Source organism: Desulfovibrio porci (assembly GCF_009696265.1).
In the GTDB taxonomy this organism is placed as follows: domain Bacteria; phylum Desulfobacterota; class Desulfovibrionia; order Desulfovibrionales; family Desulfovibrionaceae; genus Desulfovibrio; species Desulfovibrio porci.
The window spans coordinates 165050-188739 of record NZ_VUMH01000001.1 but is presented as its reverse complement, the minus strand read 5'-3'; the positions used below and the strand labels follow the sequence as shown (position 1 = coordinate 188739).

The 23690-nt window shown below is 61.9% G+C and carries 21 protein-coding genes and 1 riboswitch; of the genes, 14 read left to right on the top strand and 7 right to left on the bottom strand.

What is annotated here, in order from left to right; translation table 11 throughout:
- Positions 1-136: 136 nt before the first annotated feature.
- The 14 genes from rplM to nrdG all read left to right on the top strand — a co-directional run bounded on the left by rplM (position 137) and on the right by nrdG (position 16779).
- Entirely contained in the window at positions 137-571 is a 435-nt protein-coding gene (rplM, locus tag FYJ44_RS00835) for a 50S ribosomal protein L13 (RefSeq protein WP_154508279.1), read from the top strand.
- Between the two features lie 12 nt (positions 572-583).
- Entirely contained in the window at positions 584-976 is a 393-nt protein-coding gene (gene rpsI, locus FYJ44_RS00830) for a 30S ribosomal protein S9 (RefSeq protein WP_154508277.1), read from the top strand.
- Positions 977-1084: 108 nt separating this feature from the next.
- The gene (locus FYJ44_RS00825) at positions 1085-2899 is read left to right on the top strand and encodes a YcaO-like family protein (RefSeq protein WP_154508275.1); all 1815 of its coding nucleotides are present in this window, start codon (positions 1085-1087) and stop codon (positions 2897-2899) included.
- Positions 2900-3063: 164 nt separating this feature from the next.
- Complete coding sequence (locus FYJ44_RS00820) at positions 3064-4212, top strand: ABC transporter substrate-binding protein (protein ID WP_154508273.1); 1149 nt, start codon at positions 3064-3066, stop codon at positions 4210-4212.
- A 137-nt stretch (positions 4213-4349) separates the two neighbouring features.
- Complete coding sequence (locus tag FYJ44_RS00815; RefSeq protein ID WP_154508271.1) at positions 4350-5243, top strand: branched-chain amino acid ABC transporter permease; 894 nt, start codon at positions 4350-4352, stop codon at positions 5241-5243.
- On the top strand, positions 5243-6280 hold the full coding sequence (locus FYJ44_RS00810; RefSeq protein ID WP_154508270.1) for a branched-chain amino acid ABC transporter permease: 1038 nt from the start codon (positions 5243-5245) through the stop codon (positions 6278-6280). The genes FYJ44_RS00815 and FYJ44_RS00810 overlap by 1 nt, the downstream gene beginning before the upstream one ends.
- Positions 6277-7095 (top strand): ABC transporter ATP-binding protein, encoded by an 819-nt coding sequence (locus FYJ44_RS00805; protein ID WP_154508268.1) that lies wholly within the window; start codon positions 6277-6279, stop codon positions 7093-7095. The genes FYJ44_RS00810 and FYJ44_RS00805 overlap by 4 nt, the downstream gene beginning before the upstream one ends.
- Positions 7088-7810 carry an ABC transporter ATP-binding protein gene (locus FYJ44_RS00800; protein ID WP_154508266.1) on the top strand — a complete coding sequence of 241 codons (723 nt, stop codon included), beginning with the start codon at positions 7088-7090 and terminating at the stop codon, positions 7808-7810. Before FYJ44_RS00805 ends, FYJ44_RS00800 begins: the two co-directional genes overlap by 8 nt.
- 305 nt (positions 7811-8115) lie before the next feature.
- Positions 8116-9045: a DHH family phosphoesterase gene (locus FYJ44_RS00795; RefSeq protein ID WP_154508264.1), complete on the top strand. Its 930-nt coding sequence runs from the start codon at positions 8116-8118 to the stop codon at positions 9043-9045.
- A gap of 186 nt (positions 9046-9231) precedes the next feature.
- Complete coding sequence (locus tag FYJ44_RS00790) at positions 9232-11868, top strand: M16 family metallopeptidase (protein ID WP_154508262.1); 2637 nt, start codon at positions 9232-9234, stop codon at positions 11866-11868.
- Positions 11869-12039: 171 nt separating this feature from the next.
- On the top strand, positions 12040-12921 hold the full coding sequence (locus FYJ44_RS00785; protein WP_154508260.1) for a peptide synthetase: 882 nt from the start codon (positions 12040-12042) through the stop codon (positions 12919-12921).
- A 327-nt stretch (positions 12922-13248) separates the two neighbouring features.
- A riboswitch (cobalamin riboswitch) is annotated at positions 13249-13430 on the top strand.
- A gap of 125 nt (positions 13431-13555) precedes the next feature.
- Positions 13556-15823, top strand: coding sequence for an anaerobic ribonucleoside triphosphate reductase (locus FYJ44_RS00780; RefSeq protein ID WP_154508259.1), 2268 nt, complete (start codon positions 13556-13558; stop codon positions 15821-15823).
- A gap of 241 nt (positions 15824-16064) precedes the next feature.
- Positions 16065-16235, top strand: a complete 171-nt coding sequence (gene nrdD / locus FYJ44_RS00775) for an anaerobic ribonucleoside-triphosphate reductase (protein WP_154508258.1) — start codon at positions 16065-16067, stop codon at positions 16233-16235.
- The gene (gene nrdG, locus FYJ44_RS00770; protein WP_229772430.1) at positions 16228-16779 is read left to right on the top strand and encodes an anaerobic ribonucleoside-triphosphate reductase activating protein; all 552 of its coding nucleotides are present in this window, start codon (positions 16228-16230) and stop codon (positions 16777-16779) included. Before nrdD ends, nrdG begins: the two co-directional genes overlap by 8 nt.
- 16 nt (positions 16780-16795) lie before the next feature.
- Here nrdG and FYJ44_RS00765 read toward each other — a convergent pair whose 3' ends face one another.
- From FYJ44_RS00765 to FYJ44_RS00735, 7 genes are all read right to left on the bottom strand, one after another.
- A complete protein-coding gene (locus FYJ44_RS00765; RefSeq protein ID WP_154508257.1) occupies positions 16796-17869 on the bottom strand; it encodes a bacteriohemerythrin in 1074 nt (357 codons plus the stop codon).
- On the bottom strand, positions 17869-19179 hold the full coding sequence (locus tag FYJ44_RS00760; protein WP_154508256.1) for an HD domain-containing phosphohydrolase: 1311 nt from the start codon (positions 19177-19179) through the stop codon (positions 17869-17871). Before FYJ44_RS00760 ends, FYJ44_RS00765 begins: the two co-directional genes overlap by 1 nt.
- Before the next feature lie 220 nt (positions 19180-19399).
- Positions 19400-20554 carry a cysteine desulfurase NifS gene (gene nifS / locus FYJ44_RS00755; protein ID WP_154508255.1) on the bottom strand — a complete coding sequence of 385 codons (1155 nt, stop codon included), beginning with the start codon at positions 20552-20554 and terminating at the stop codon, positions 19400-19402.
- A gap of 3 nt (positions 20555-20557) precedes the next feature.
- Positions 20558-21394: a Fe-S cluster assembly protein NifU gene (nifU, locus tag FYJ44_RS00750; protein ID WP_154508254.1), complete on the bottom strand. Its 837-nt coding sequence runs from the start codon at positions 21392-21394 to the stop codon at positions 20558-20560.
- The gene (locus FYJ44_RS00745; RefSeq protein ID WP_154508253.1) at positions 21381-21821 is read right to left on the bottom strand and encodes an RrF2 family transcriptional regulator; all 441 of its coding nucleotides are present in this window, start codon (positions 21819-21821) and stop codon (positions 21381-21383) included. Before FYJ44_RS00745 ends, nifU begins: the two co-directional genes overlap by 14 nt.
- A gap of 38 nt (positions 21822-21859) precedes the next feature.
- On the bottom strand, positions 21860-22801 hold the full coding sequence (metA, locus tag FYJ44_RS00740) for a homoserine O-acetyltransferase MetA (RefSeq protein ID WP_154508252.1): 942 nt from the start codon (positions 22799-22801) through the stop codon (positions 21860-21862).
- A gap of 157 nt (positions 22802-22958) precedes the next feature.
- Complete coding sequence (locus FYJ44_RS00735) at positions 22959-23672, bottom strand: ATP-binding protein (protein WP_154508251.1); 714 nt, start codon at positions 23670-23672, stop codon at positions 22959-22961.
- Positions 23673-23690 lie beyond the last annotated feature (18 nt).

The window sequence follows — 23690 nt, the reverse complement described above, 5'->3', positions numbered from 1 at the left end:
GCGTATCAAATCGACCTTTGCAGTGATCCTGCCGCCACCCCGTTAGACGGCGCGACGCTGGACGAATTTTTCTCAGCCTGACGGCTGCCGTATATTTTTTGCTGCTTATCCCAGCAGATGTGAGGAGTTCTTTCTGATGAAGACGTTCAGCCCTACCCCCAAAGACATCAACCGCCAGTGGTTTGTGGTTGACGCCCAGGATCAGGTTCTCGGCCGTCTGGCCAGCCAGATTGCCCATCGCCTGCGCGGCAAGCACAAGCCTGAGTTCGCCCCGCATATGGATAACGGGGATTTCATCGTGGTCGTCAACTGCGAAAAGGTCAAAGTGACCGGCGCGAAAATGACCGACAAAAAATATTACCGGCACTCCGGCTGGGTAGGTGGCCTCAAGACCACGACCCTCGGCGATGTGCTGGCCGACAAGCCTTCGCGCGTTCTGATGTCCGCCGTGCGCGGCATGCTGCCCAAGAACCGTCTGGGCCGCGCCATGTTGAAGAAACTCAAGATTTATGCCGGGCCCGAGCATCCGCACACGGCCCAGAATCCTCAGCCGCTGACCCTGCCTTACTAAGGAGTGCACGCCATGAGCGAAAAATTTGAATACGGCACCGGCCGCCGCAAGACCGCCACGGCCCGTACCCGCGTTTACGCCGGTTCGGGCGGCATCACGGTTAACGGGCGCTCCTTTGAGGAGTATTTCCCCCGCAAGACCCTCCAGATGATCATTCGTCAGCCTCTGGTGCTGGCCAAGCTGGCCGAAAAGCTGGACGTGCGCGTCAATGTGGCCGGCGGCGGCGTGACCGGTCAGGCCGAAGCCGTGCGTCACGGTATTTCCCGCGCCCTGCTGCTGGTGGACCCGGCTCTGCGTCCGGTGTTGAAAAAAGCGGGTTTCCTGACCCGCGACGCCCGCAAGAAGGAACGCAAAAAATACGGTCTGCGCGCGGCCCGCGCCCGGTACCAGTATTCCAAGCGTTAATCAGTCTTGTATCCGGGGAATCCCTCAGGGGTTCCCCGGTTTATTCTGCGCGATGTGCGGGCCTCACGGCCCGCTTTTTGTTTACAGCTTTTGCCAGCGCGAGGAACCATGTCGTCCGGCCATTTCCGATCCTCAGATTTTTCCGGGGCAGCGCCCGCCGCTCCTCATATCGATTACGCCTATACCCACGCTGAAACTCTGGCCACCACCGGCTATTTTTCCTGCGAACCGCCGCCGTCCCTCAGTCTGGACGATGCGCTGACGCAACTGGAAGCCGCGCCTCTGGACGATTTTCTGCACCAGCATCTGTTGCGGGCGCTGAGTAAAAAGAAGCCGGAGGAACTGCGCGATCTGGCCGCGACCTGCTACGATGCCGCTGCCGATGTCTTTCTGCGACCGGCCCTGGCCGGTCTGCTGTTGGAATGCGCGCTGCTGCTGCCCGCATGGCGGGAGCTGTATGAGGCCTTTTCCCCCTTTCCGGCTGACGCCGTGACGCGGTTGGCCCCGGCCAGCCCGGCGGTCTATCTGCGGGCCGCTCTCCAGCCGGAACGCGAGGCCGCCGCGGCCTGGAGTACGGCGTTTCGCGGCAATATCTGCGGGCACCACGCCCTGCCTCGGCCTGACGAGGCGGATATCCCCCCGCTGTTCAGCCCGGAAGCGCTGGAAAAAACAGCGGAGGAACTGGCGGCGCGCGCCGGTATTCTGGCCCGCGAGCACGCCCGCATGGCGGCTGAAAACTGGGAGCCGCGCGAGCGTCCCCCGGCCAAGGATACATTTCTGCGCGCCCTGGACGCCCTGATGGAAGCGGGCTTCATCGCCGGGCCGGAAATGCGCCACGAGGCTTCGCTCTCGCCCATCGCCCTGCTGCGTTCCTGGCAGGTAGATCTGCATGTGCGCAACGGCCGCCTGTCCCACAGCCTGCGAGGCCAGGCCACGGCTTATGGGCGGGGGCTGTCGCTGGCCCAGGCCCGGGCCTCTTACGCCATGGAAATTGTGGAGCGGGCCAGCGCCTATGTCAGCGTGGGGCCGGGCGAACAGGAGAGCGGCGGGCAGGTGCTGGACCGCAAGGAGCCCTTGCCGCTGCTCAAGGACCGCCATGCGGAGTTGAGGGAGCAGGGCAGGGCTACGCTGAATCCCGATCTGCTGCCGCTGGAAGCGCCCTGTCCGGACGCGCCTTTACACTGGCTGGCGTCCCGCGCCGTGGACGGCGCGGAAGTGCTGGTTCCGGCCCAGGCCGTCTTTTTGTTCTGCAATCTGGACGAACCGGACCTTTTTCTGGCCGGAGGCTCCACGGGCCTGGCGTCGGGCAACAGCCTGGACGAGGCCAAGGTGGCGGCGATTACGGAAATTCTGGAGCGCGACGCCGAGGCCACCACGCCCTTCAGCCGGGCGCGCTGCTTCACCCTCAGAAGCCGCGACCCGCGCATCCAGAGTCTGCTGGAGGATTACGCGGCGCGCGGCATCCGCGTTCAGTTTCAGGATATTACCACGGAGTTGGGCCTGCCCGTGTACCAGTGCTTCGTCACAGCCCACGACGGCAGTGTGGCGCGGGCCACCGGGGCCAATCTGAACGGCGCGCGCGCCGCCCTGGCCGCGCTGACCGAAACGCCTTGGCCCTATGTCTGGGCGCAACCGGCCCCCTTCGGCAAGGCTTCCGGGCCCGGTCTGGCCGGACTGCCCGAGCGCGTGCTGGAAGACCTGCCGGACTACAGCCTCCCGTCGGCCGAGGCCAACCGCCGCCTTCTGGAATGCGTCCTGGCCGGGCACGGCAGAAGCCCGCTTTATGTGGAGCTGACCCGCGCGGACCTGGATCTGCCCGTGGTCCGCGCCCTGATTCCGGGCCTGGAACTCAATGCCGAATGGGACCGTTTTTCGCGGCCGAGCCTTCGGCTTTTCGCGCGCTACGCGGCCATGTACAGATAGACCGGCCGGGATGAATGTTGTTTTTGTGAATTGCGGCAAAAGGCTAAGTGGTCTATACTGAACGACACATACCTGTCACAGCGGCGGGAGGACCGCCGCCGCGGGCCGCTTTGGCGACCGGCGCGGGTCTGTCGTGTCGAGAACCGCACAACCTGGAGGGTTAGATGAAACTGGGCAAACATCTCGCGGTGCTGGCCGCGCTGACGCTTTCGCTGGGTTTTGGAGCGCAGACCGCGCCTGCCGCGGACAAGGATCCCATCAAAATCGGCGTGTACCTGCCGCTGACCGGCCAGAACGCCTTCGGCGGCCAATTGGAGCTGGAAGGCGTGCGCCTGGCCCAGAAGGAAATGCCCACGGTGCTGGACCGTCCCGTGGATCTTGTGGTGGTGGACAACAAGTCCGACAAGGTGGAAGCGGCCAATGCCGTGAAACGCCTTGTGGAACGCGACAAGGTCGTGGCTCTTATCGGCACCTACGGTTCCTCACTGGCCATGGCCGGCGCTGAAGTGGCCGAAAAAGCCAAAGTGCCCGGCGTGGGCACCTCCTGCACCAACCCGCTGGTGACCCAGGGCAAGAAATACTATTTCCGCGCCTGCTTCATCGATCCCTACCAGGGCGCGGCCGCGGCCACCTATGCCTTTGAAAATCTCGGCTTCAAAAAAGCCGCCGTGCTCATGGATATGACCAACGACTATGCCGTGGGCCTGTCCAGTTTCTTCGCGCGCTCCTTCAAGAAATTGGGTGGCGAAGTGGTGGCCAACCTCAAGTACAGCTCCGGCGATCAGGACTTCACGGCCCAGCTCACCGAGTTGATCTCCAAAAAGCCCGACATCGTCTTCATGCCCGCCTACTTCGCCGAAGGCGCCATCATCATGAAGCAGGCCCGCGAACTGGGCGCGACCTTCCGCCTGATGGGCGCGGACGCCATGGATAACCCGGACACCGTCAAACTGGGCGGCAAGGCGGCGGAAGGCTTTTTGCACACCACCTTCCCCTATGATCCCCAAATGACCAACATGAGCCCCGAGGCCAAACGCTTCACCGAGGCCTGGAAAGCAGCCTATCCCGACAAGGAAACCAACGTGAACGGCGCTTTGGGCTATAACTGCTACTTCCTGATCGTGGACGCCATCAAGCGAGCCAATTCGGCCGATCCCCAGGCCATCGCCAAGGCCCTGGCCGAAACCAAGGGTCTGCCCACCGCTCTGGGCAAACTCTCCATCAACAAGAACCACGACGCTGAAATGCCCGTGGGCATCATCGAATACAAGAACGGCCAGCGCGTCTATGTGGGCGAAGTAACGCCCAAGTAAACCGGTTGCACGTCATGGCCCCGCGGCGGAATCCGCCGCGGGGCGTTGTCCGTTTATTGTTCAGCGCGATCGTCGCTGTCCGAAGGCCGGGTCGCCAGAGCCGGTTTTCGAGGAGCGGGCGCGCCCAGAGGTGGCCCATGAGCCTTGACATGTTTCTGCAGCACTGTTTCAACGCCCTGACCCTGGGGTCGCTCTACGCGCTGATCGCCATCGGCTATACCATGGTCTACGGCATCCTGCGCCTGATCAACTTCGCTCACGGCGACATCCTGATGGTGGGCGCGTATTTCGTCTTTTTCGGCACCTTCGCCTTCGGCTGGCCTTGGGGCATTGCCGCCATCATGGCCATCGCCGGGGCCAGCCTGCTGGGTGTGATCATCGAGCGGGTGGCCTACCGGCCCCTGCGCGACGCCCCGCGCATTTCGGCCCTGATCAGCGCCATCGCGGTGTCCTTTTTCATTGAAAGTCTCGCTGTGGTGGTGTTTACCGGTCAGCCCCGGCCCGTGCTTCAGCCGGAATGGCTGGTTTCGGAATGGCAGGTGGGGGGCTTGCGCATTCTGCGCCTGACGGCCTTCGTCCCGGCCATGACCGCCGTGCTGGTGGGCATTCTGCTCTACATCGTCTACCGCACCAAGCCGGGCCTGGCCATGCGGGCCATCTCCAAGGATATTGAGACTACGCGCCTCCTCGGCGTGCGGGTGGACAACATCATCGCCTTCACCTTTTGCATGGGCTCGGCCCTGGCCGCGGCCTCGGGCATTATGTGGGCCTTGCGTTATCCGCAAGTACACCCTTACATGGGCATCATGCCCGGCCTGAAAGCCTTTATCGCGGCGGTGTTCGGCGGCATCGGCTCCATTCAGGGCGCGGTGATCGGCGGCGTGGCCCTGGGTTTTGTGGAAATCATGACCGTGGCTTTCATGCCCGAGCTTTCCGGCTACCGCGACGCCTTCGCCTTTGTGTTGCTGGTGCTGGTTCTGCTGTTCAAGCCCACGGGCCTGTTGGGCGAACGCATGGAGGAAAAAATCTGATGCGTCTGAACCGCAGCACCCTCCTGAACATTGCGGCTATGTTTCTGCTGGGCTGCGCGCTCTGGCAGGCGGAAAGCTTTCTGGGCGACTACCAGATCTACATCGCCAAGCTGATCTTCATCAACATCATCCTGGCCCTCTCCCTGAACCTGATTTACGGCTTCACGGGCCTGTTTTCCCTGGGCCACGCGGGCTTCATCGCCGTGGGGGCCTATGTCTCGGCCCTGTGCATCCTTTCGCCGGAGCAGAAGGAGATGATGTGGATTCTGGAACCCATCATCTGGCCTTTCTCCGAGCTGTTCACTCCCTTCTGGGCGTCCGTGCTGGCCGGGGGCGTGGTGGCCACGATCTTTGCCTTTTTCATCGCCGTGCCTGTGCTGCGTCTGGGCGACGACTATCTGGGCATCGCCACTCTGGGTTTCGCCGAGATCATCCGCGTGCTCATCGTCAACGCCACGGTCGTGACCAACGGTTCGCTGGGCATCAAGGGCATACCGTCCCATGCCACGTTGCTGGCCTGTTACGGCTGGGCGCTGTTCACCCTCATTGTTCTGGCGCGTCTGGTGTTCAGCAATTTCGGCAACGTGCTGCGCTGCATCCGCGACAATGAAATCGCGGCCAGCGTCATGGGCATCAACGTCTTTCGCTACAAGGTGCTTTCCTTCTGCATCGGCGCTTTTTTCGCGGGGGTGGGCGGCGCGCTGCTGGGCAGCCACCTTTCCACCATCGACCCCAAGATGTTTAACTTTCTGCTGACCTTCAACGTGCTCATGTTCGTGGTGGCCGGCGGTCTGGGGTCGCTGACCGGCAGCATTCTCGGCGCCACGGTGATCACCATCCTGCTGGAATGGCTGCGGGCCATCGAGGAGCCCATGAATCTGGGTTTCATCGAACTGCCCGGCATTCCGGGCATGCGCATGGTGGTTTTTTCACTGGTGCTGCTGGCGATCATCCTTTACCGGCGCGAGGGCATCATGGGCACGCGCGAACTGACCTGGACGAGGATTTTCGCCTTCCTGAGGAGGCATAAGGCATGAGCGGCTTTGTATTGCCCACGCCGCCCGACTATGCGGGCGCGCTGCTGCTGGCCAGGGACGTGACCATGCGCTTCGGCGGAGTGACGGCCGTGAGCGAGCTGACCCTGGCCGTTCCGCAGGGGACCATCGTGGGGATTATCGGCCCTAACGGCGCCGGCAAAACCACGGTGTTCAACGTGCTGAGCGGTTTTTACACCCCCCAGGAAGGAGATGTGGTTTTCGCGGGCAAGAGCATCAAGGGCCGCAAACCCTATGACATCTGCCGTCTGGGCATGGCCCGTACCTTTCAGAATATCCGGCTTTCGCAGCAGATGACCGTGCTGGAGAATATCATGGTGGGCTGCCATGTGCGCCGCCACTGCCCCTGGTGGATGGCTCCGTTGGGCCTGCCGCGTTATTACCGGGAAGAGGCGGACATTGCCCGCAAGGGGCGGCAACTGGCCGAGCGCGTGAACCTGGGCGATCAGTTGTATGAAAAGGCGGGCAGCCTGCCGTATGGCGCTCAGCGCCGCCTGGAAATAGCCCGCGCCCTGGCCACAGAACCGCGCCTGCTTCTGCTGGACGAACCGGCGGCGGGCATGAATCCTCAGGAAAGCCTGGGGCTGATGCATTTCATCCAGCATATCCGGGACGAGTTCGATCTGACCATTCTGCTTATCGAGCACGACATGAAAGTGGTCATGGGCGTATGCCAGTATATCTGGGTCATGGAGTACGGCGCGCTGATCGCGGAGGGCGATCCCGAGGCCGTGCGCAACAATCCTGTGGTCATCCGCGCCTATCTGGGTGAGGACGTGGCGGTGCAGCATGCTTGAAATACGCGATCTTCATGTGCGCTACGGCGGCATCCAGGCCGTGCAGGGCGTCAGCCTTTCCATTGCGCGCGGCAGCATAGTGACCCTGATCGGGGCCAACGGCGCGGGCAAGAGCAGCATCATCCGCTCCATCGCCGGGCTGAACAAAACGATCAGCGGGGAGATTTTCTTTACCCGGCATGACGGCGAGGAGCCGGTATCCCTCAGGGGCCTGAAACCTGAAGACATGGTGCGCAAGGGCATTTCCCTGTCGCCCGAGGGTCGCCGCATCCTGCCGCACCTGAGCGTGGAGGAAAATCTTTATCTGGGCGCGTATTCGCGCAAGGACAAGGATGAGATCGCGGCGGACCTGGAGTGGGTGTACAGCCTTTTCCCGCGCCTCAAGGAGCGGAGCTGGCAGAAGGGCGGCACGCTGTCCGGCGGCGAGCAGCAGATGCTGGCCGTGGGCCGGGCGCTGATGAGCCGCCCGGACCTGCTCATGCTTGACGAGCCTTCGCTGGGTCTGGCCCCGTTGCTGGTGCGTGAGATTTTCGAGATCATCAAGCGGATCAACGCTGAGGGCAAAACCGTGCTTCTGGTGGAACAGAACGCCTTTGCCGCGCTTTCCGTGGCCCACTATGCCTACATTCTGGAGGTGGGCCGGGTGGTGTTGGAAGGGCCGGGCCGGGAGCTGCTGGAAAATCCCAAGGTCAAGGAAGCCTATCTGGGCGGTTGATCCTCTTTCTCCACCTCAGGGATCAGGAAAGATTTTTGCCCTGTGCGAGCACGGCCTGCCCATTGCATCCTTGCGGGCATTGGAGGCTGTTCCCCCTGATTGCAAAATCCGCGCCTGAAGGAAATTCTCAATCGTTTCGTGAAGCCGGTTAAAGAAAATGTGAATCTTGCCGCGTCTTATACGCTTGAAAAATTCGCGGATGAAGTCATAAGACATGAAGAACACGTCTGAGGTGGTGTCCGGATGGATATCTTTCCTTCCGGAGAGGCGTATCTCGGAAAATACACTTACAGGAGCTGATTGGCATGGCTGAGAAAAAATACCGGCTTGTGACCCGAAGCGACTTTGATGGTCTGGTCTGTGCCGTGCTGTTGAAAGAAATGGATATGCTGGACGGCATCAAGTTCGTCCATCCCAAGGATATGCAGGACGGCAAGGTGGAAATCACCGGCGGCGACATCACCACCAACCTGCCGTACAATCCCAACGCGCATCTGGTCTTCGACCATCACCTTTCCGAAACCCTGCGTCTGGGCGGCGCGCGGCCCGAGAACTACGTCATTGATCCCGACGCGCCCTCGGCGGCCCGCGTCGTTTATGAGTATTTCGGCGGGCGGGAGCGTTTTGTGGGCATCCCGCAGGAAATGATGCGCGCCGTGGATCAGGCCGATTCCGCCCGGTACTCCAGAGAGGATATCCTCGCGCCCGAAGGCTGGACCCTGCTCAATTACATCATGGATCCGCGTACCGGCCTGGGGCGCTTCCGCCAGTTCCGGATCAGCAACTACGACCTGATGATGGAACTTATCGGGTACTGCCGCACCAATCTCATTGAGGACATTCTGCAATTGCCCGATGTGAAGGAACGGACGGACCTCTATTTCGAGCAGCAGCCCAAGGCCGTGGAGCAGATCAAGCGCTGTTCCTCGGTGCACGGCAAGCTGGTGGTGCTGGACCTGCGCGATGAGGAGGTCATCTGGTGTACCAACCGCTTCATGATTTACGCGCTCTTTCCGCAGTGCAACATTTCCATGCACGTGCTCTGGGGCCTGAAAAAGCAAAATACGGTTTTTGCCGTGGGCAAGTCCATTCTGGACCGCTCCAGCACCGTGAACATTGGTCAGGTCATGCTGGCCCACGGCGGGGGCGGGCATCTGGCCGCCGGCACCTGTCAGGTGCCCAATGAAAAGGCCCAGGACGCGTTGCGCGAATTGATCGCCACGCTCAGCGCCTGAGCCCCGCGGGCGGGACTTTTCCCCGCTTGCCTTGAATGGCGGCAGTAACTACTATTGCCGGATGGAATGCGCAAAACGCCTTCCATCCGGCTTTGTTGTACCTGCACCGAACGGCTGTTTCCGGCGGACGCCCGCGCCATGCGGCCGGCTGGCGGAAGGCTTGCAACCTGTTTCTCAGGAGTTTTCATGCGACATATCGTTTCTCTGTTCATTCTGACGCTGTTCATAGCCATAAGCACGTCGGCGGCTACGGCGGCAACGCCGGCGCGGGCCGCTTCCGCCGCCGAGCGTCTGGTCCGGCTGCCCAACGGACTCACCGTATATATCCTCAGGGACGCGCGCTTTCCCCTGGTCTGCACCCGTCTGTACGTGCGCACGGGCTCGGCCAATGAAGAGCCGGGCCATGCGGGCATCAGTCATCTGCTGGAGCACATGGTTTTCAAAGGCACGGAACACCGGCCCAAAGGGCAGGTGGCCCGCGACGTGGAGGCTCTGGGCGGCTACCTCAACGCGGCCACCAGCTTCGACAAGACCTGGTACATGACCGACATGCCCGCCGCCCACTGGCGCACGGGCATGGACGTGGTCAAGGATATGGCCTTTCAAGCCCAGCTGGATCCCAAGGAGCTGGAAGCCGAAAAAAACGTGGTCATTTCCGAGCTTCAGCGTGGCGAGGATTCGCCCATGCGCAAGCTCTATGAAAACCTTCAGGTGGCGGGGCTCAAAAATACGCCCTACGGCCGTCCGATCATCGGCTATGTGGACACCATCAAGGCGGTTACGGCCCAGGATCTGCGCGATTACGTCAAGCGCTGGTATCAGCCCCGCAATATGCTCTTGCTGGTGGCCGGCGACATTGAGCCGGACGCGGTGCTGGCCTATGCCCAGAAGCTTTTCGGCGGTCTGAAGAACAGCGGGGATCTGCCCGTGCCCCAGCCCCTGGACCTGACTGATGCGGCGGGCGGCCCGCGTGTGGAAGTGAGCCGCGGCCCCTGGAACAAGGTCTATCTGGGCATCGCCCTTCCCGCGCCCGGCCTGCGCGACCTACGTTCCGTGGAATTGGACGTGCTGAGCTATCTGCTGGGCGGCGACGGCACCTCGGCCTTCTACCGCAAGTATAAATATGAAAAGCAGTTGGTAGACAGCATCAGCGTTGACAATATGAGTCTGGCCCGCGCGGGCCTGCTGACCATCACCGCCCAGCTGGATCCCGGCAAGCTGGAGATCTTCTGGCGGGAATTGACCGGAGATCTGGCCAAACTCACGGCAAAGGACTTCAGCGCCGATGCCGTGCGCCGGGCCAAGTTCAATCTGGAGGACGGCATGGACCGGGCCGGGGAAACCCTCAACGGTCTGGCCTCCTGGAAGGGCGCCATCCAGTTTGATCTGGGCGGAGAGCAGGCGGAGCGCAATCTGCGTTTCACCCAGCGCAATGTGGATGAAAGCCAGTTGCAGAACGCCATTGCCCGCTGGCTTGCGCCGGAACAGGCGCGGGTGCGCGTGCTTGCGCCGGAAGGCGCGGCCCTGCCGGACCTGGACGCCATACTACAAAAGAACTGGCCCGCCGGGAGCGGTGCGCAAAAGACCTCCACGGCCGAAACGAGCGCCGGAAAACGCGAAGTGGTCCAGTTGGGACAGGGCCGCACCCTGATCCTGATTCCCGACGCCACGGTGCCCTATATCTCCCTTGATCTGATGCTGCCCGGCGGCCAGGCCCTGCTCAAGCCCGAACAGCAGGGCCTGGCCGACCTGACCGCGCGCCTGCTCACCGACGGCAGCGGCAAACTGGACGCCCAGGGCGTGGAGCGCTATTTCGCGGAGCGCGCGGCCGCCATTTCCGCCAGAGCGGGCTTGCAGACCTTTGGCATCTCCCTGACCGGGCCGTCACGCTTCAATGCCGACTATTTCAGCGTCCTGGCCGACGTGTTCTCCAAACCGCGCTTTGAGGCCAAGGAACTGCGGCGCGAGGTGGAGAACATGAAATCCGCCATCCGCCAGCGCGCGGACAGGCCCCTGGCCTATATGTTCGCTAAGCTGAATCCTTTTCTCTATCCCGGCGGGCAGTCCTACGGCTTTGACGGTCTGGGCACGCCGCAGAGTCTGGACGGCTTTGACCGCAAGGACGTGCAGGCTTTCTGGACCCGGCAGTCCGGCCAGCCGTGGGTGCTCTCCGTGGCGGGCAGTTTTGAGCGCGAGGCCGTGCTGGCTTTCGCCCGGAGCCTGCCCGCGCCTGAAAGGCGGGACTTTGCCGTGCCCGCGCCCGTCTGGGGTCGGGATAGAACTCTGAACCTGAATCTGCCAGGCCGCAACCAGGCCCATCTGTTGCAGCTCTTCAAGACCGTACCGCCCACCCACCCGGACGCGCCCGCCCTGATGTTGCTGCAGGCCGTGCTGTCGGGCCAGAGTGGTCTGTTGTTCAGCAGCCTGCGCGACGAACAGGGGCTGGGCTATACCGTGACCGCCTTTAACCGCAGCATGCCGGAGACGGGCTTCATGGCCTTCTACATCGGCACCACGCCGGACAAGGTGGAACAGGCCCGCAAGGGTTTCGCCGGCATCATTGCCGAACTCAAGGCCAAACCCCTGCCCAAGGCCCTGCTGGCCGCCGGAAGCAACCGTCTGCTGGGCGAATACCTGCGCGACAGGCAGAGCCTGGCGGACCGCGCCGGTGAAGCGGCCACGGACGCCGTGCTGCGCTATCCGCAGGATTTCCAGAAGCAACTGCTGGACAAGGCAGCCGCTTTGACCCCGGCGGATGTGCAGGCCGTGGCCCGCAAGTACCTGGAACCGGCCAATGCCTATGAGGTGACCCTCTTGCCGTAGCATTCGTGCTTGACGTTTGAAACGCACGCCCCGCCCCGGTCAGCAATGCACTACCGCGGCGGGGCGTTTTCGCGTCTTTACAGGGGCTGTCCGACTGGGTTATCTATGAAGCATCCTTGGAAAATAACGAACATGATCCGCATCTCATGGAGATGACAGGAGCTCCGCTTCATGTCTCACTGCCTCTGGCGTCCCGATATTGCCGCCGCCCTGGAATACGTGCGCGACCGAGCCATTCCGGTCAGTCTCACCTATGACGGACGCCCGCGCGAGGCTGGGCCGCTGCTCTGCCTCGTGACCTTCACTGCTCGCGACATCACGGTTCTGAGCATGGCGGAAACCCCGCTTCCCGCTGAACTGAGCGGCGGGGAATGCCGGATCTATTTCAAGCCGGACATGGAAGCCGAGCCGGAAGAAATCCCGGAGGACGGGGAAGAGCGCGGCAAACACAGCGGGCCGCGCCATGGGTTTTACTGCTCCTGCCGAGTGCGGGAGGTGCGGCGCGATGCCCGGAACCGGTTGACGGAGATCATCGTCAAGACGCCGTTCCGTTTTTTGTGGCGGGAACTGCGCCGCCATGAGCGGCTGCGCGTGCGGCCGGGCATGCTCAATAAATTCCGCTTCTGGTTCGCGCCCATGCTGCCGGAACAGCGCGGTCAGGTGCAGGTCTACATGAGCCACTACAGCCGGGAATTGGAGCAACAGATACAATTGATCGACGTTTCCGCCGGCGGCGCCTTCGTGCGGCTGGTCAATTACGAACTGCTTCATGCCATGGACATTACTCAGGATACGCTCTGCCTGCTTTATCTGGACTGCAACGGGCCGGAAGGCGTCTTCCGCAAATTTTTCCTGGCCGCCAGCAGTACGGCCGTCTGCCGCAATAAAAAAGATACGGCCCTGAACCTGCATCTGCGTTTTGTGCGCTATCTGTCCGCAACGCGTCGGGATGAAACTCTGGACTGGCGGCCTGTGGGTGAGGAGGGCGCGCCCGGCCTGGCTTTCTGGATAGAAAGCCAGCTCGGCAGGGAAGCGGGCGGCGCGGCGGAATAGCCCGCCTTTGCAGTTTTCCGCAGAGGATATGACCCGTTTCGAATCCCTTGCCGTCCAGATACTCAACGGCCGCACTGTCCGGAGAAGCGCCCATTTTCATGACAGCCAGAGCCTCCAGATGTGACCTGCCTCCCGGCAGCCGCCTGTAGCGCGAAACCGCCGCTCATCCCGCCGGCCCGGCCTTTTTCGCGTCGCGGGCGATCATGCCGGGTTTGACGCGTCGTGTCGTCTGTTTGTGAAAAAAAATACATTATAATTCAATATGTTATCACGAAGCAAGGAAGGCTTTTTTCGCGCTTCGCATTGACAGAAGGGGGGGGTTTTGACTATCTCTAGACTTACGGAAGCGCCCTTCGGGGCTTCATAGGGAATCCCGTTCAAATCGGGAGCGGACCCGCCGCCGTACGCCGAACTGATGCCGCTTTTCCCCGTGCGCCACTGGACATGTTCCGGGAAGGCCGAAAAGTGAGCCGGCAAGCCGGAAGACCTGCTTTCGTACATCGTTTCTGTGGATGGATCATCGGCAACGGGGCTTTTGCCGACAGATCCGGCAATGAGGACAAGCTTCCTCCTCCGCCCGTCTCTTGGGGGGAGGTATTTTTACCGTACCAGCCCCCCATGCCCGGAGTTTTTCATGCCCGCCACTATCATTAAACGGGACGGCGCGTCCGTGCCCTTTGATTCCGTCAAGATTCTCAACGCCATCACCAAGGCCAATCAGGCCGTGGGCGGCGAAGACATGTCCCCCACGGACCTGCTCTTCGTTACGGAAAAAGTCTGCAAAAAGCTGGACGAGCGCAATCTCTGCAGCGTGGAGGAAATCCAGGATGTGGTGGAAGAAAGCCTGATCCAGTACGATTACGCCAAAACCGCCAAGGCCTATATTCTTTACCGCGCCGAGCACGCCAAGATGCGCAACGCGGAATCCTATCTCATGGATATTTATAAAAAATTGACGTACTCCCCGGCCATCCGGGAGGACATCAAGCGGGAGAACGCCAATATCGACGGCGATACGGCCATGGGCACCATGCTCAAATACGGCTCCGAGGGCTCCAAGTTTTTCATCGACAACTACATCCTGCCCAAGGACGCCTCGGCCGCGCACGGCAATGGCGACATTCACATCCATGACAAAGATTTCTACATGCTCACGGAAACCTGCTGCCAGATTGACCTGATCCCGCTGTTCAGAAACGGGTTCTCCACCGGGCACGGCTATCTGCGCGAGCCCAATTCCATTGAAAGCTATTCGGCCCTGGCCTGCATCGCCATTCAGGCCAACCAGAATGAAATGCACGGCGGCCAGAGCGTGCCGCATTTTGATTTCGCCATGGCGCCCGGCGTGGCCAAAACCTACGCCAAGGAATACCGCAAGGCTTTCTGCGCCTGTCTGCGTATCGCGGGCGGCCTGGACGCCGCCTCGGCCGAGACGCTGGCCGGGGAACTGCTGGAGGCCGCCGGTCTGAGCCCGGCCGTCGCCATTGACGAGGCCGGGGCCGAGGCGCTGGCCCGCGCCCTGGCTGAGCACGCGTCCGCGCAGTGGCGGGAGTTGGCCGGGCGCGCCCACACGTATGCCGTGGAGGAAGCCCTGGGCAATACGGACCGCCGCGTGTATCAGGCCATGGAGGCGCTGATTCACAATCTGAACACCATGAATTCCCGGGCCGGAGCCCAGGTGCCGTTCAGTTCCATCAACTACGGCACGGACGTCTCCGCCGAGGGCCGCATGGTTATGAAAAACCTGCTCCTGGCCACCCAGGCGGGCCTGGGCAACGGCGAAACCTCCATTTTTCCGGTGCAGATTTTCAAGGTCAAGGAAGGGGTCAACTACAATCCCGGCGATCCCAACTACGATCTGTTCAAACTGGCCATGGAGACTTCGGCCAAACGCCTCTTCCCCAATTTCAGCTTCCTCGACGCGCCGTTCAACTTGCAGTATTACAAGAACGGCGATTACAATAGCGAAGTGGCCTATATGGGCTGCCGCACGCGCGTGCTGGGCAACGTGCACGACCCGGAGCGCCAGGTGACCTGCGGGCGCGGAAATTTGAGCTTTACCTCCGTGAACCTGCCGCGTCTGGGCCTGGAGGCCCACGGCGACGTGGAGAAATTTTACGCCCTGCTGGACGACAAGATTGATCTGGTCTTCCGCCAGTTGCTGCACCGGCTCAAGATCCAGAGCGCCAAGAAGGTGCGCAATTATCCCTTCCTCATGGGCAACGGCATCTGGCTGGATTCCGGCAAACTGGACTGGGACGACAGCATCGGCGAGGTGCTCAAGCACGGCACCCTGACTGTGGGCTTCATCGGCCTGGCCGAGGCCCTCAAGGCCCTGCTGGGCGTGCACCACGGCGAGAGCGAAGAGGCCCAGAAGCTGGGCCTGGAGATCATCGGGCACATGCGACGCCGCGCCGACGATGAGGCGGAAAGGACCGGCCTGAATTTCTCGCTTATCGCCACTCCGGCGGAAAGCCTGAGCGGGCGCTTCGTGGCTCTGGACCGGGAGCGCTACGGCAGCATTCCCGGCGTCACGGACCGCGACTATTACACCAATTCCTTCCACGTGCCGGTCTACTATCCCATCAAGGCCTTTAAAAAGATCCAGCTGGAAGCGCCCTACCATGCCATGACCAATGCCGGACACATCACCTATGTGGAACTGGACGGCGATACCTGCAAAAATCTGCAGGCCTTTGAGCGGATCATCCGGTACATGCACGATCAGGGCGTGGGCTACGGCTCCATCAACCATCCGCTGGACCGTGACCCCGTCTGCGGCTATACGGGCGTCATCGACGACGTCTGCCCGCGTTGCGGCCGCCGCGAGGGCGAGGGCGTGAGCCTGGAAACGCTGCGGGAACTGCGCAGGAAATTTCCGCAGACCCCCAAATGGGAATGAGCAGGCGGGGCGGATCACCATGCGATTGAATCCCGGTTCTCCGGAACCGGGGAAAACATTTTATAACGTTAGAGCAATATAACGTTACATTGCTTTGGCGGCTGCGAGAGCAGTCGCCCGCCACGAAAGGCGTAAGCGCAAGTTATTCGCGCTGTTGAGCGCGGAAGTGACCGGCTTCAAGCATTAAGAATGTAAGTTCTTAGTATTAATCTGCTCTGAGAATGAAAAGGAGACTGTGGCAATGCTGATGGAATCACGCTTGTTTGAGGAAACGAAAGTGAAACAGAAAATGGTGGGCCAGGGCGTGGGCTTTGAGCGCATCCGCCGGATCACCGGTTATCTGGTGGGCACCCTGGACCGCTTCAATAACGCCAAGCGCGCCGAGGAGCACGACCGGGTCCGGCATGCCTGAACACGGCATCGCTTCCACAATGCCGGACCGGACGCGGTTGCGTCTGTCCGGCATTGTGGAGGAATCCATTGTGGACGGCCCGGGCCTGCGCTTCGTGCTCTTTACCCAAGGCTGTCCACACGGCTGCAAGGGCTGCCATAATCCGGAAACGCACGACCGGGAGGGCGGTTTTGTCCGTGACGTGGAGGGAATCCTCGCGCAATACGACGAAAATCCGCTTCTGGCCGGCGTCACTTTTTCCGGCGGCGAACCCTTTCTCCAGGCCGGGGCGCTCTGCGCCGTGGCCGAAAGAGTCCGTGCCAGGGGCGGTGACGTGGTCACCTATACCGGCTATACTTATGAAGTCCTGCTGGCGCGGACGGAACGCGGCAATGAGCCGGACATCGCCCGCCTGCTGGAATTGACCGACCTGCTTATCGACGGGCCATATGTGGAAGCGTTGCGGGATCTGGAACTGCTCTTTCGAGGCAGCTCCAATCAACGGCTGCTGGACAGGAAGCAACGGCGCGCGCTGGCCGCCGGGAAAGGCCGAAACGTGGCCTGAGTCCGGCGGTCCGGATTCAGGGCCGATCACCGTCCGCAATCTTGGCCAGATAGGGCGCAAAGGCGACGTCCATGCCCTGAATGTGCTCAATAAGCCAGTTTTTCAGAAAATCCAGCACTTCCATATCCACATTGGCCTTGCCGTCCGAAACCGCGTCGCGGAACTCCATGACTTTGGCCTTGAACTGCTCGTGAATCTGGATGTGCCGGTTCGCGTCCGGGTAGTCGGAGTGACAGAAAAAGATTTCCTCAGTGTTGAAATGGGTGAAAGCATAGCCCGCCAGAGCGTCCAGCACTTCCAGAAGGGTCTTTTCGTCCCTGCCGTTCCGGATGGCCCGGTGCAGCTTGTTGATGTAGGACAGCAGCAGCTTGTGCTGCCCGTCAATGGCCGGCACGCCGGTGGACAGCGCGTCCGACCAGACAACAATGCCGTCGTTGGCGGGCTGGAGAGCTGTCTGCCGTCCCGTTTGCGCGCCGTCGGTGAATTTTTCCACCTGAGACAGGCAGGAATTGAGAAATTCCAGGTCGCTGTCGAATTTTTTCAAAAATTGCTCAACCAGCGTATTCGCGCCGCGCGCGCGGCGTGAGAGCGTCGCGTGGCTGTCCGGGGCCGCGTCCGGCGCGGTTTCGGACATGGCGCGCAAAAGGCGGGACAGTTCGCCGGAAAGCGCGCGCGTGCGTTTGGCGCTGTCCGCCAGATTTTCCCGGATCAACTGCTGCCCGGCCAACATCAGGTTATATTTTTCCCGCCATTCCTCCAGTGATTGGGCCGCATCCTCGGCGTCCCGCCGGGCCTGAGCCCGCTTGCGCCGCAATTCCGCCGTATGAGCGGACACGGCTTCCGCCACGGGGCGCAACGCGCCGTAGGCGGCGTCGCGGGCCCGGGGCGTGTCGGCATTCATCCCGCGCAGGTCCCGTTCCAGTTTTTTGGCCGGGACCAGGAGCGCCCGGTACAGCATGACCAGGCCGCAACCGCCGAGCAGCAGGGCCAGAAGGGGCAGCAGCCGGTCCAAGGGAGCGCCGGGCGCCAGAGCCGTGGCCGCGCCCGCCAGCAGGCCGCAAATCAGCAGAAAAAAAGAAGCGTTCACCATTATATTACATTCCTGTCGCATGTCTTGCTCTCGTCGCAGACGTGGACGGACGCAGCCCAGATGGGTTCCGCTTTGCCCGGCTTGCGGCACAGGACGCGCAACTGTTGAAAGTTTTCAGCGGCTTTGCCTTGACCACGGAGACGGGCTTGGTTGATCCGCTCCACGTCGTCGGCCAGCAGGCTCACCATGTCGCGGTCCAGAGCGTCGCGCCGGGCCATATCCCGCATGATCTCCAGGGCTTCGCCGACGGGCATGCCTTCGCGGTAGGGCCGGTCTTCGGTCAATGCGGTAAAAACGTCGGCCACGGCCATGATTCGCGCGGGCAAAGGAAAGCTGCGTCCGCTGAGGCCCAGAGGATAGCCCGAACCGTCGGGGCGTTCGTGGTGCAGGCCGCCCCAGTTCCGGATGCAGGCGAAACCGGGCACGCCGCCCAGCAACTGCAGACCCACTTCGGCATGCCGCTTGATGATGTCAAATTCGTCAGGGCTGAGAGCCGCCGGTTTTTCCAGAATATCCGAAGGCACGGCCAGTTTGCCGATGTCGTGCAGCAGGCCGGCCACAAAAATGGCGGAAAGTTCCGTGGCGTCGGCCAGGCCGCTGCGCCGGAACAGGGCGCGGGCCGTATGGGCCACGCCGCTGGAGTGGGTGGCGGTAAACGGGCTTTTGGAGTCGATGATCTGGGAAAACAGCCCGCATACTTTCAGCAGCTTTTGCGGGCTCAGGCCTTCCTGGGGGGCGATCTCGCCCAGATGCCGGAGCATGGACTGCGTGCGCCCGCTCTGTTCCGTGATTTCCCGGTCCCCGGCCAGAGCGTGCAGGGCCTCCAGATAACGGGGAGCGAACTTTTCGCGCTGGCGGCAAAGACGCTCCACCTCAGCAGCGAAGCCCTCGGTTTTCTGGGCGCGCAGGAGGATGTCCAGCCTGTCCGCCAGATGGATGAGGTTGCCCAAGCGGGCGTCGTCGTCATGGCGGGCCGCGTTCCAGGGCGTATGATGGTGGAGGACCATGTTGCAGATGGTCCTGGGCAGACCGGCGGTTTTACAGAACGCCCAACCCGCCCGGCAGTGGGGGCCCTCATTGATTTCGAAAACCAGATCCCTGGTTTCTGTTTTCATGGGCACCGTGCCGATATCGTGCAGAATGGCGGCGGTCAGCAGACGGGTACGGGTACGGCGGTCATAACCCAGCTTTTCCGCCATACGCAGACTCAGCCAGGCCACGCGCGCATGGTGTCCGGCCAGCGCCGGCGTCACAATGTCCAGCGCTGTGGAAAAAAAACTGAGCAGGTCAAAAAGACGGGGCGTCCGCATGCGGCCTCACATATTCGTGCCCCTCCCGGAGGGAAATCCTGAAGGGCTGTGTAAAACTAAATCATAGTGCTTCAGGAGGCAAGGGGCTTCACACTTTTCAGTAAATGCACATTGTTTTGTAGATGATTATTGGCGATGACGGCATGCGGGCCGCCGCTGGAAAGGCGCAAAAAAAACGCCGGAGGGACAAAGCCCTCCGGCGCCGGGACAGCGGGGCGATTCAATTCTTGAAGGGAGAAATTGCCCGCAGGGTCTGGATTACGCCCGGGAAGTTTTCAATTACGAAATCCACATCCTCTTCCGTGGTGTAGCGGGAGAGGGAGAGGCGTACCGAGCCGTGAGCATAGTTGAAGGGCACGCCCATGGCCCTGAGCACATGCGAAGGCTCAAGGCTGCCCGAGGTGCAGGCCGAACCGGAGCTGGCGCAGATCCCCAGGCGGTCGAGCATCAGCAAGATGGCTTCGCCTTCCACATTCTTGAAAGCGATATTGCTGGTGTTGGGCAGGCGGTTTTCCACATCGCCGTTGACCATGCAGTCCGGGATGCGCTCCAGCAAGCCGCTTTCCAGCTTGTCACGCAGGCGGGCCACGTTGACCCGCTCTTCCTGCATGTGATCGATGGCCAGTTGGGCGGCCATGCCCAGGCCCACGATGTAGGGCACGTTTTCCGTGCCTGCCCGCCGGCCCCGCTCCTGATGGCCGCCGCGCAGAAACGGCCGGAAGCGCACGCCCTTGCGCACATAGAGCACGCCGATGCCCTTGGGTGCGTGAATCTTGTGCCCGGACAGGGAGAGCATGTCCGCCGGCAGATGGCGGAGGTCAATGGGCGTTTTGCCCACGGCCTGCACTGCGTCGGTGTGAAAGAGCACGCCGCGCTCCTTGGCCATTTCGGCCATGGTCTGAATGGGATAGATGTCGCCCACCTCGTTGTTGGCGAACATGACGGACACCAGGGCCGTGTCGTCGGACAGGGCGGCGGCGTATTCGTCCAGGTCCAGGCGGCCCTTGCCGTCCACGCCGAGCAGGGTCACGTGATAACCCTGGCGTTCCCAGTACTGGACCACATTGAGCACCGCCGGATGCTCCACGCGGGTGGTGATCAGGTGGCGCTTTTCCGGCTGGGTCTGGAGAGCGGACCAGATGGCCGTATTGTCGCTTTCCGAGCCGCAGGAGGTGAAAATGATCTCATCCGGGTCGGCCCCCAGCAGGGCGGCCATGCGTTCGCGGGCCGTATCCACGGCCTCGCCCACCTGGCCGCCGAAGCTGTGCATGCTTGAGGGGTTGCCGTACAGTTCGCCCAGATAGGGCAGCATGGCCGCGAGCACTTCCGGAGCCACGGCTGTGGTGGCGTTGTTGTCGAGATAGATGGTCTTCATGATTTAAGCCTCCTCCACCACAATGTCGGGTTCCACATGCTCGCGCAGCAGGCGTTCCACCAGATTGCGGATGGTCACTTCGCTGGAGCGGCACTGCGAACAGCGCCCGCGCAGGGAAACCGTCACCCGCTTGCCGTCCACATCCACCAGTTCGATGTCGCCGCCGTCGGCCGCGAGCTGGGGCCGTATCTCCTCGTCAATGGTCTTGAGCACCTGCTGCATGCGCTGCACGTTGGTCATGCGCGGTTTGGGCTTCAACTCGGTCAGCGGCTTCTGTTTGAGTTCGGCGGCGAGGATTTCGGAGATTTCATCCAGGCATTCGCCGCACGCGCCGCCGGCCTTGGTGTAGTTGGTGACTTCCTCCACAGTCTTCAGATTGTTCTCGCGGATGGCGCGGATAATCTGGGCGTCCGTGACGCCGAAGCATTTGCAGACCAGCTTGCCTTCTTCGTGGGCGTGGGGCACGGGCGGTTCGCCCTTCCACTGGCGGATGGCCGCCTCCAGGGCTTCCTGGCCCATGACCGAGCAGTGCATCTTCTGCTTGGGCAGGCCGCCCAGAGCGTTGGCGATGTCCTTGTTGGTCAGCTTGAGCGCGTCGTCCACCTTCATGCCCTTGATCATGTCCGTGAGCACGGAGCTGGAAGCGATGGCGCTGGCACAGCCGAAGGTTTCAAAACCGGCGTCTTCGATGACGCCCTGATCGTTGATTTTCAGATAGAGCTTGAGGGCGTCGCCACAGGCCAGGCTGCCCACCTCGCCCACGGCGTTGGCGTCGGCCAGCGGACCGGCGTTGTGCGGGTGCAGGAAATGATCATGCACGGCTTCGCTATAATTCCACATAATTGCCTCCTGAAGCGGAACGCTTCTCAGATTCTATGATTTCCTGAAGGGTGTGCCGCTGTAAAAATCCACGGATATGGCTGTCCAGTTCTTTCCAGAAGCCGCGCGTGGAACACTGGCTCTCCCGCTGGCAACGCCGCCCCTTGGTCAGGCAGCGCACCGGCGCGATTTCACCCTCCAAATGCAAAAAGACGTCTTCCATATTGATTTCGGACGGAGCTTTGGCCAGAGCGTAGCCCCCACCCGAGCCTCGTACGGCGCGCAAGATGCCCAGAGGCTTCAGGGCCCGGACAATCTGCTCCAGATAACCCGAGGAGATGTTTTCCTCGCGGGCCACCTGGCCCAGTTGCAACAGGCTGTCCTTGGGCTGGGCCGCCAGTCGCAGCAAAAAACGCAAACCGTAGCGGGTTCTGGTGGAAAAACGCATATGCAGCACCTCGTTGCGCCGGTCAGGAGCCCGGCCGGTTATTCCTCCCGTGTCTCGCGGCGCCGGGAAATGGCCGTGAGGCTGAAGGGGGTTTCCTGATAAACGTAATAATTGAGCCAGTTGCTGTAGAACAGGTGGGCATGCGCCCTCCAGGTCATCAGCGGCATGGCCGAGGGATTGTCGCCGGGGTAATAGTGCCTGGGCATCGCGGGGTCCAGTCCTTTGCCCAGATCGCGACGGTATTCGGCGTCCAGCGTGCCCCGGTCGTATTCCAGGTGGCCGGTCATGAACACCTGGCTGTGATCCAGGCTCTCCGCCAGGGCCAGCCCGGCCTCGCCGGACTGCGCCAGAACGCGCAGATTGGGCACCTTGAGCACGTCCTCGGCGCGCACTTCGGTGTGGCGTGAGTGAGGGGCCAGAAATTCGTCGTCAAAGCCCCGGAACAGGCGGCATTCCGGGTGGAGCACCTCATGGCAGAATATGCCCGAGATCTTGGCCGGAAGGATGTACTTGGGCACCCCGTAGAAATGGTACAGGGCCGCCTGGGCCGCCCAGCAGAGATAGAGAGTGGAGTAGACATGCCCCTGGGCGTAAGCCATGATTTCCAGCAGTTCCCGCCAGTAGTCCACATCCTCGAAAGGCAGATGCTCCACCGGCGCGCCGGTGACGATCATGCCGTCGAAGCTGCGGTGGCGGATTTCGGCGAAAGTTTTGTAAAAACGCTCCAGATGGCGCAACGGCGTGTTTTTGGATTCATGCGCCGCCGTGCGCAGCAGAGTGATGTTGACCTGGATGGGCGAATTGCCCAGCAGGCGCAGCAATTGGGTTTCCGTGGCGATCTTGGTGGGCATCAGGTTGACGATCACAATCTCCAGAGGGCGGATGTCCTGCTGCCGGGCACGGTCCTCGGTCATCACGAAAATGTTTTCGCCCTCCAGGGCGGTGCGGGCCGGGAGATCGGCGGGAATCTTGATGGGCATGGCCAAAATCCTTTACAAAGCCTTGCGAAAGTGCAAAGCCTGCTTATCTCAACTGTATCACGCGGCTGTGTCGAACCGTGTTTAAATCATAGTTATTAGCTATGTTTTGTCAAGGCATACCAAAAAGTTTTCCAACAGCGCGAGGTCTTGGGCGACTTCAGCCCAGACACGCCACATGGCTTTCCAGAGGCAGGTCGCACCCGGCCTTGTCCAGGGCCTCGCGGGCCAGGCGATCCAGCCCGCCACAACAGGGCACGCTCATACGAAGCACCGTAAGCCCGGCAATACGCCCGCCGCGCAGGATGGCAGTCAGTTTTTCCAGCAGCAGCGCATTGTCTTCCAGTTTGGGACAGGCGATGAGCGGCACACGGCCCGCCAGCCAGTCCCGGTGCAGACGGGGCAGGGCGAAGCCCGCGCAATGGGCGGCCAACAACAGGTGCGCGCCGTTCAGAAAGGGAGCCTGCGGCGGCACCAGCCGCAACTGGATGGGCCAGGTGGGCAGTTCCACCCGCAATGCTGCGTCCGTGGCTGCGGCGGCGGGCCCGGCCAGAGGGCGCAGGCTGCGCGCCGCGCTGCCGGGGCAGCCGCCCGCCGGGCGCGGTTGCGCGGCTCGCTCCGCGCCGTCCGGGGATTCGCGCCGGGCCTTGGCCGCCAGAGCCGCTTTTTCGTCAAATTCCGGAGCCTCGCGTGTGGTCAGGGTCAGCGCGCCCTGTGGGCAGTTCAGACAGGCGCCCAGGCCGTCGCAGAATACTTCGCTGATTAGCCGGGCCTTGCCGTCAATGACAGCCAGCGCGCCCTCGGCGCAGTCCAGCACGCATTGACCGCAGCCGTTGCATTTTGCTTCGTCGATTTCAATAATAGGCCGTTCCATGTGGTTTCCTTATACCAA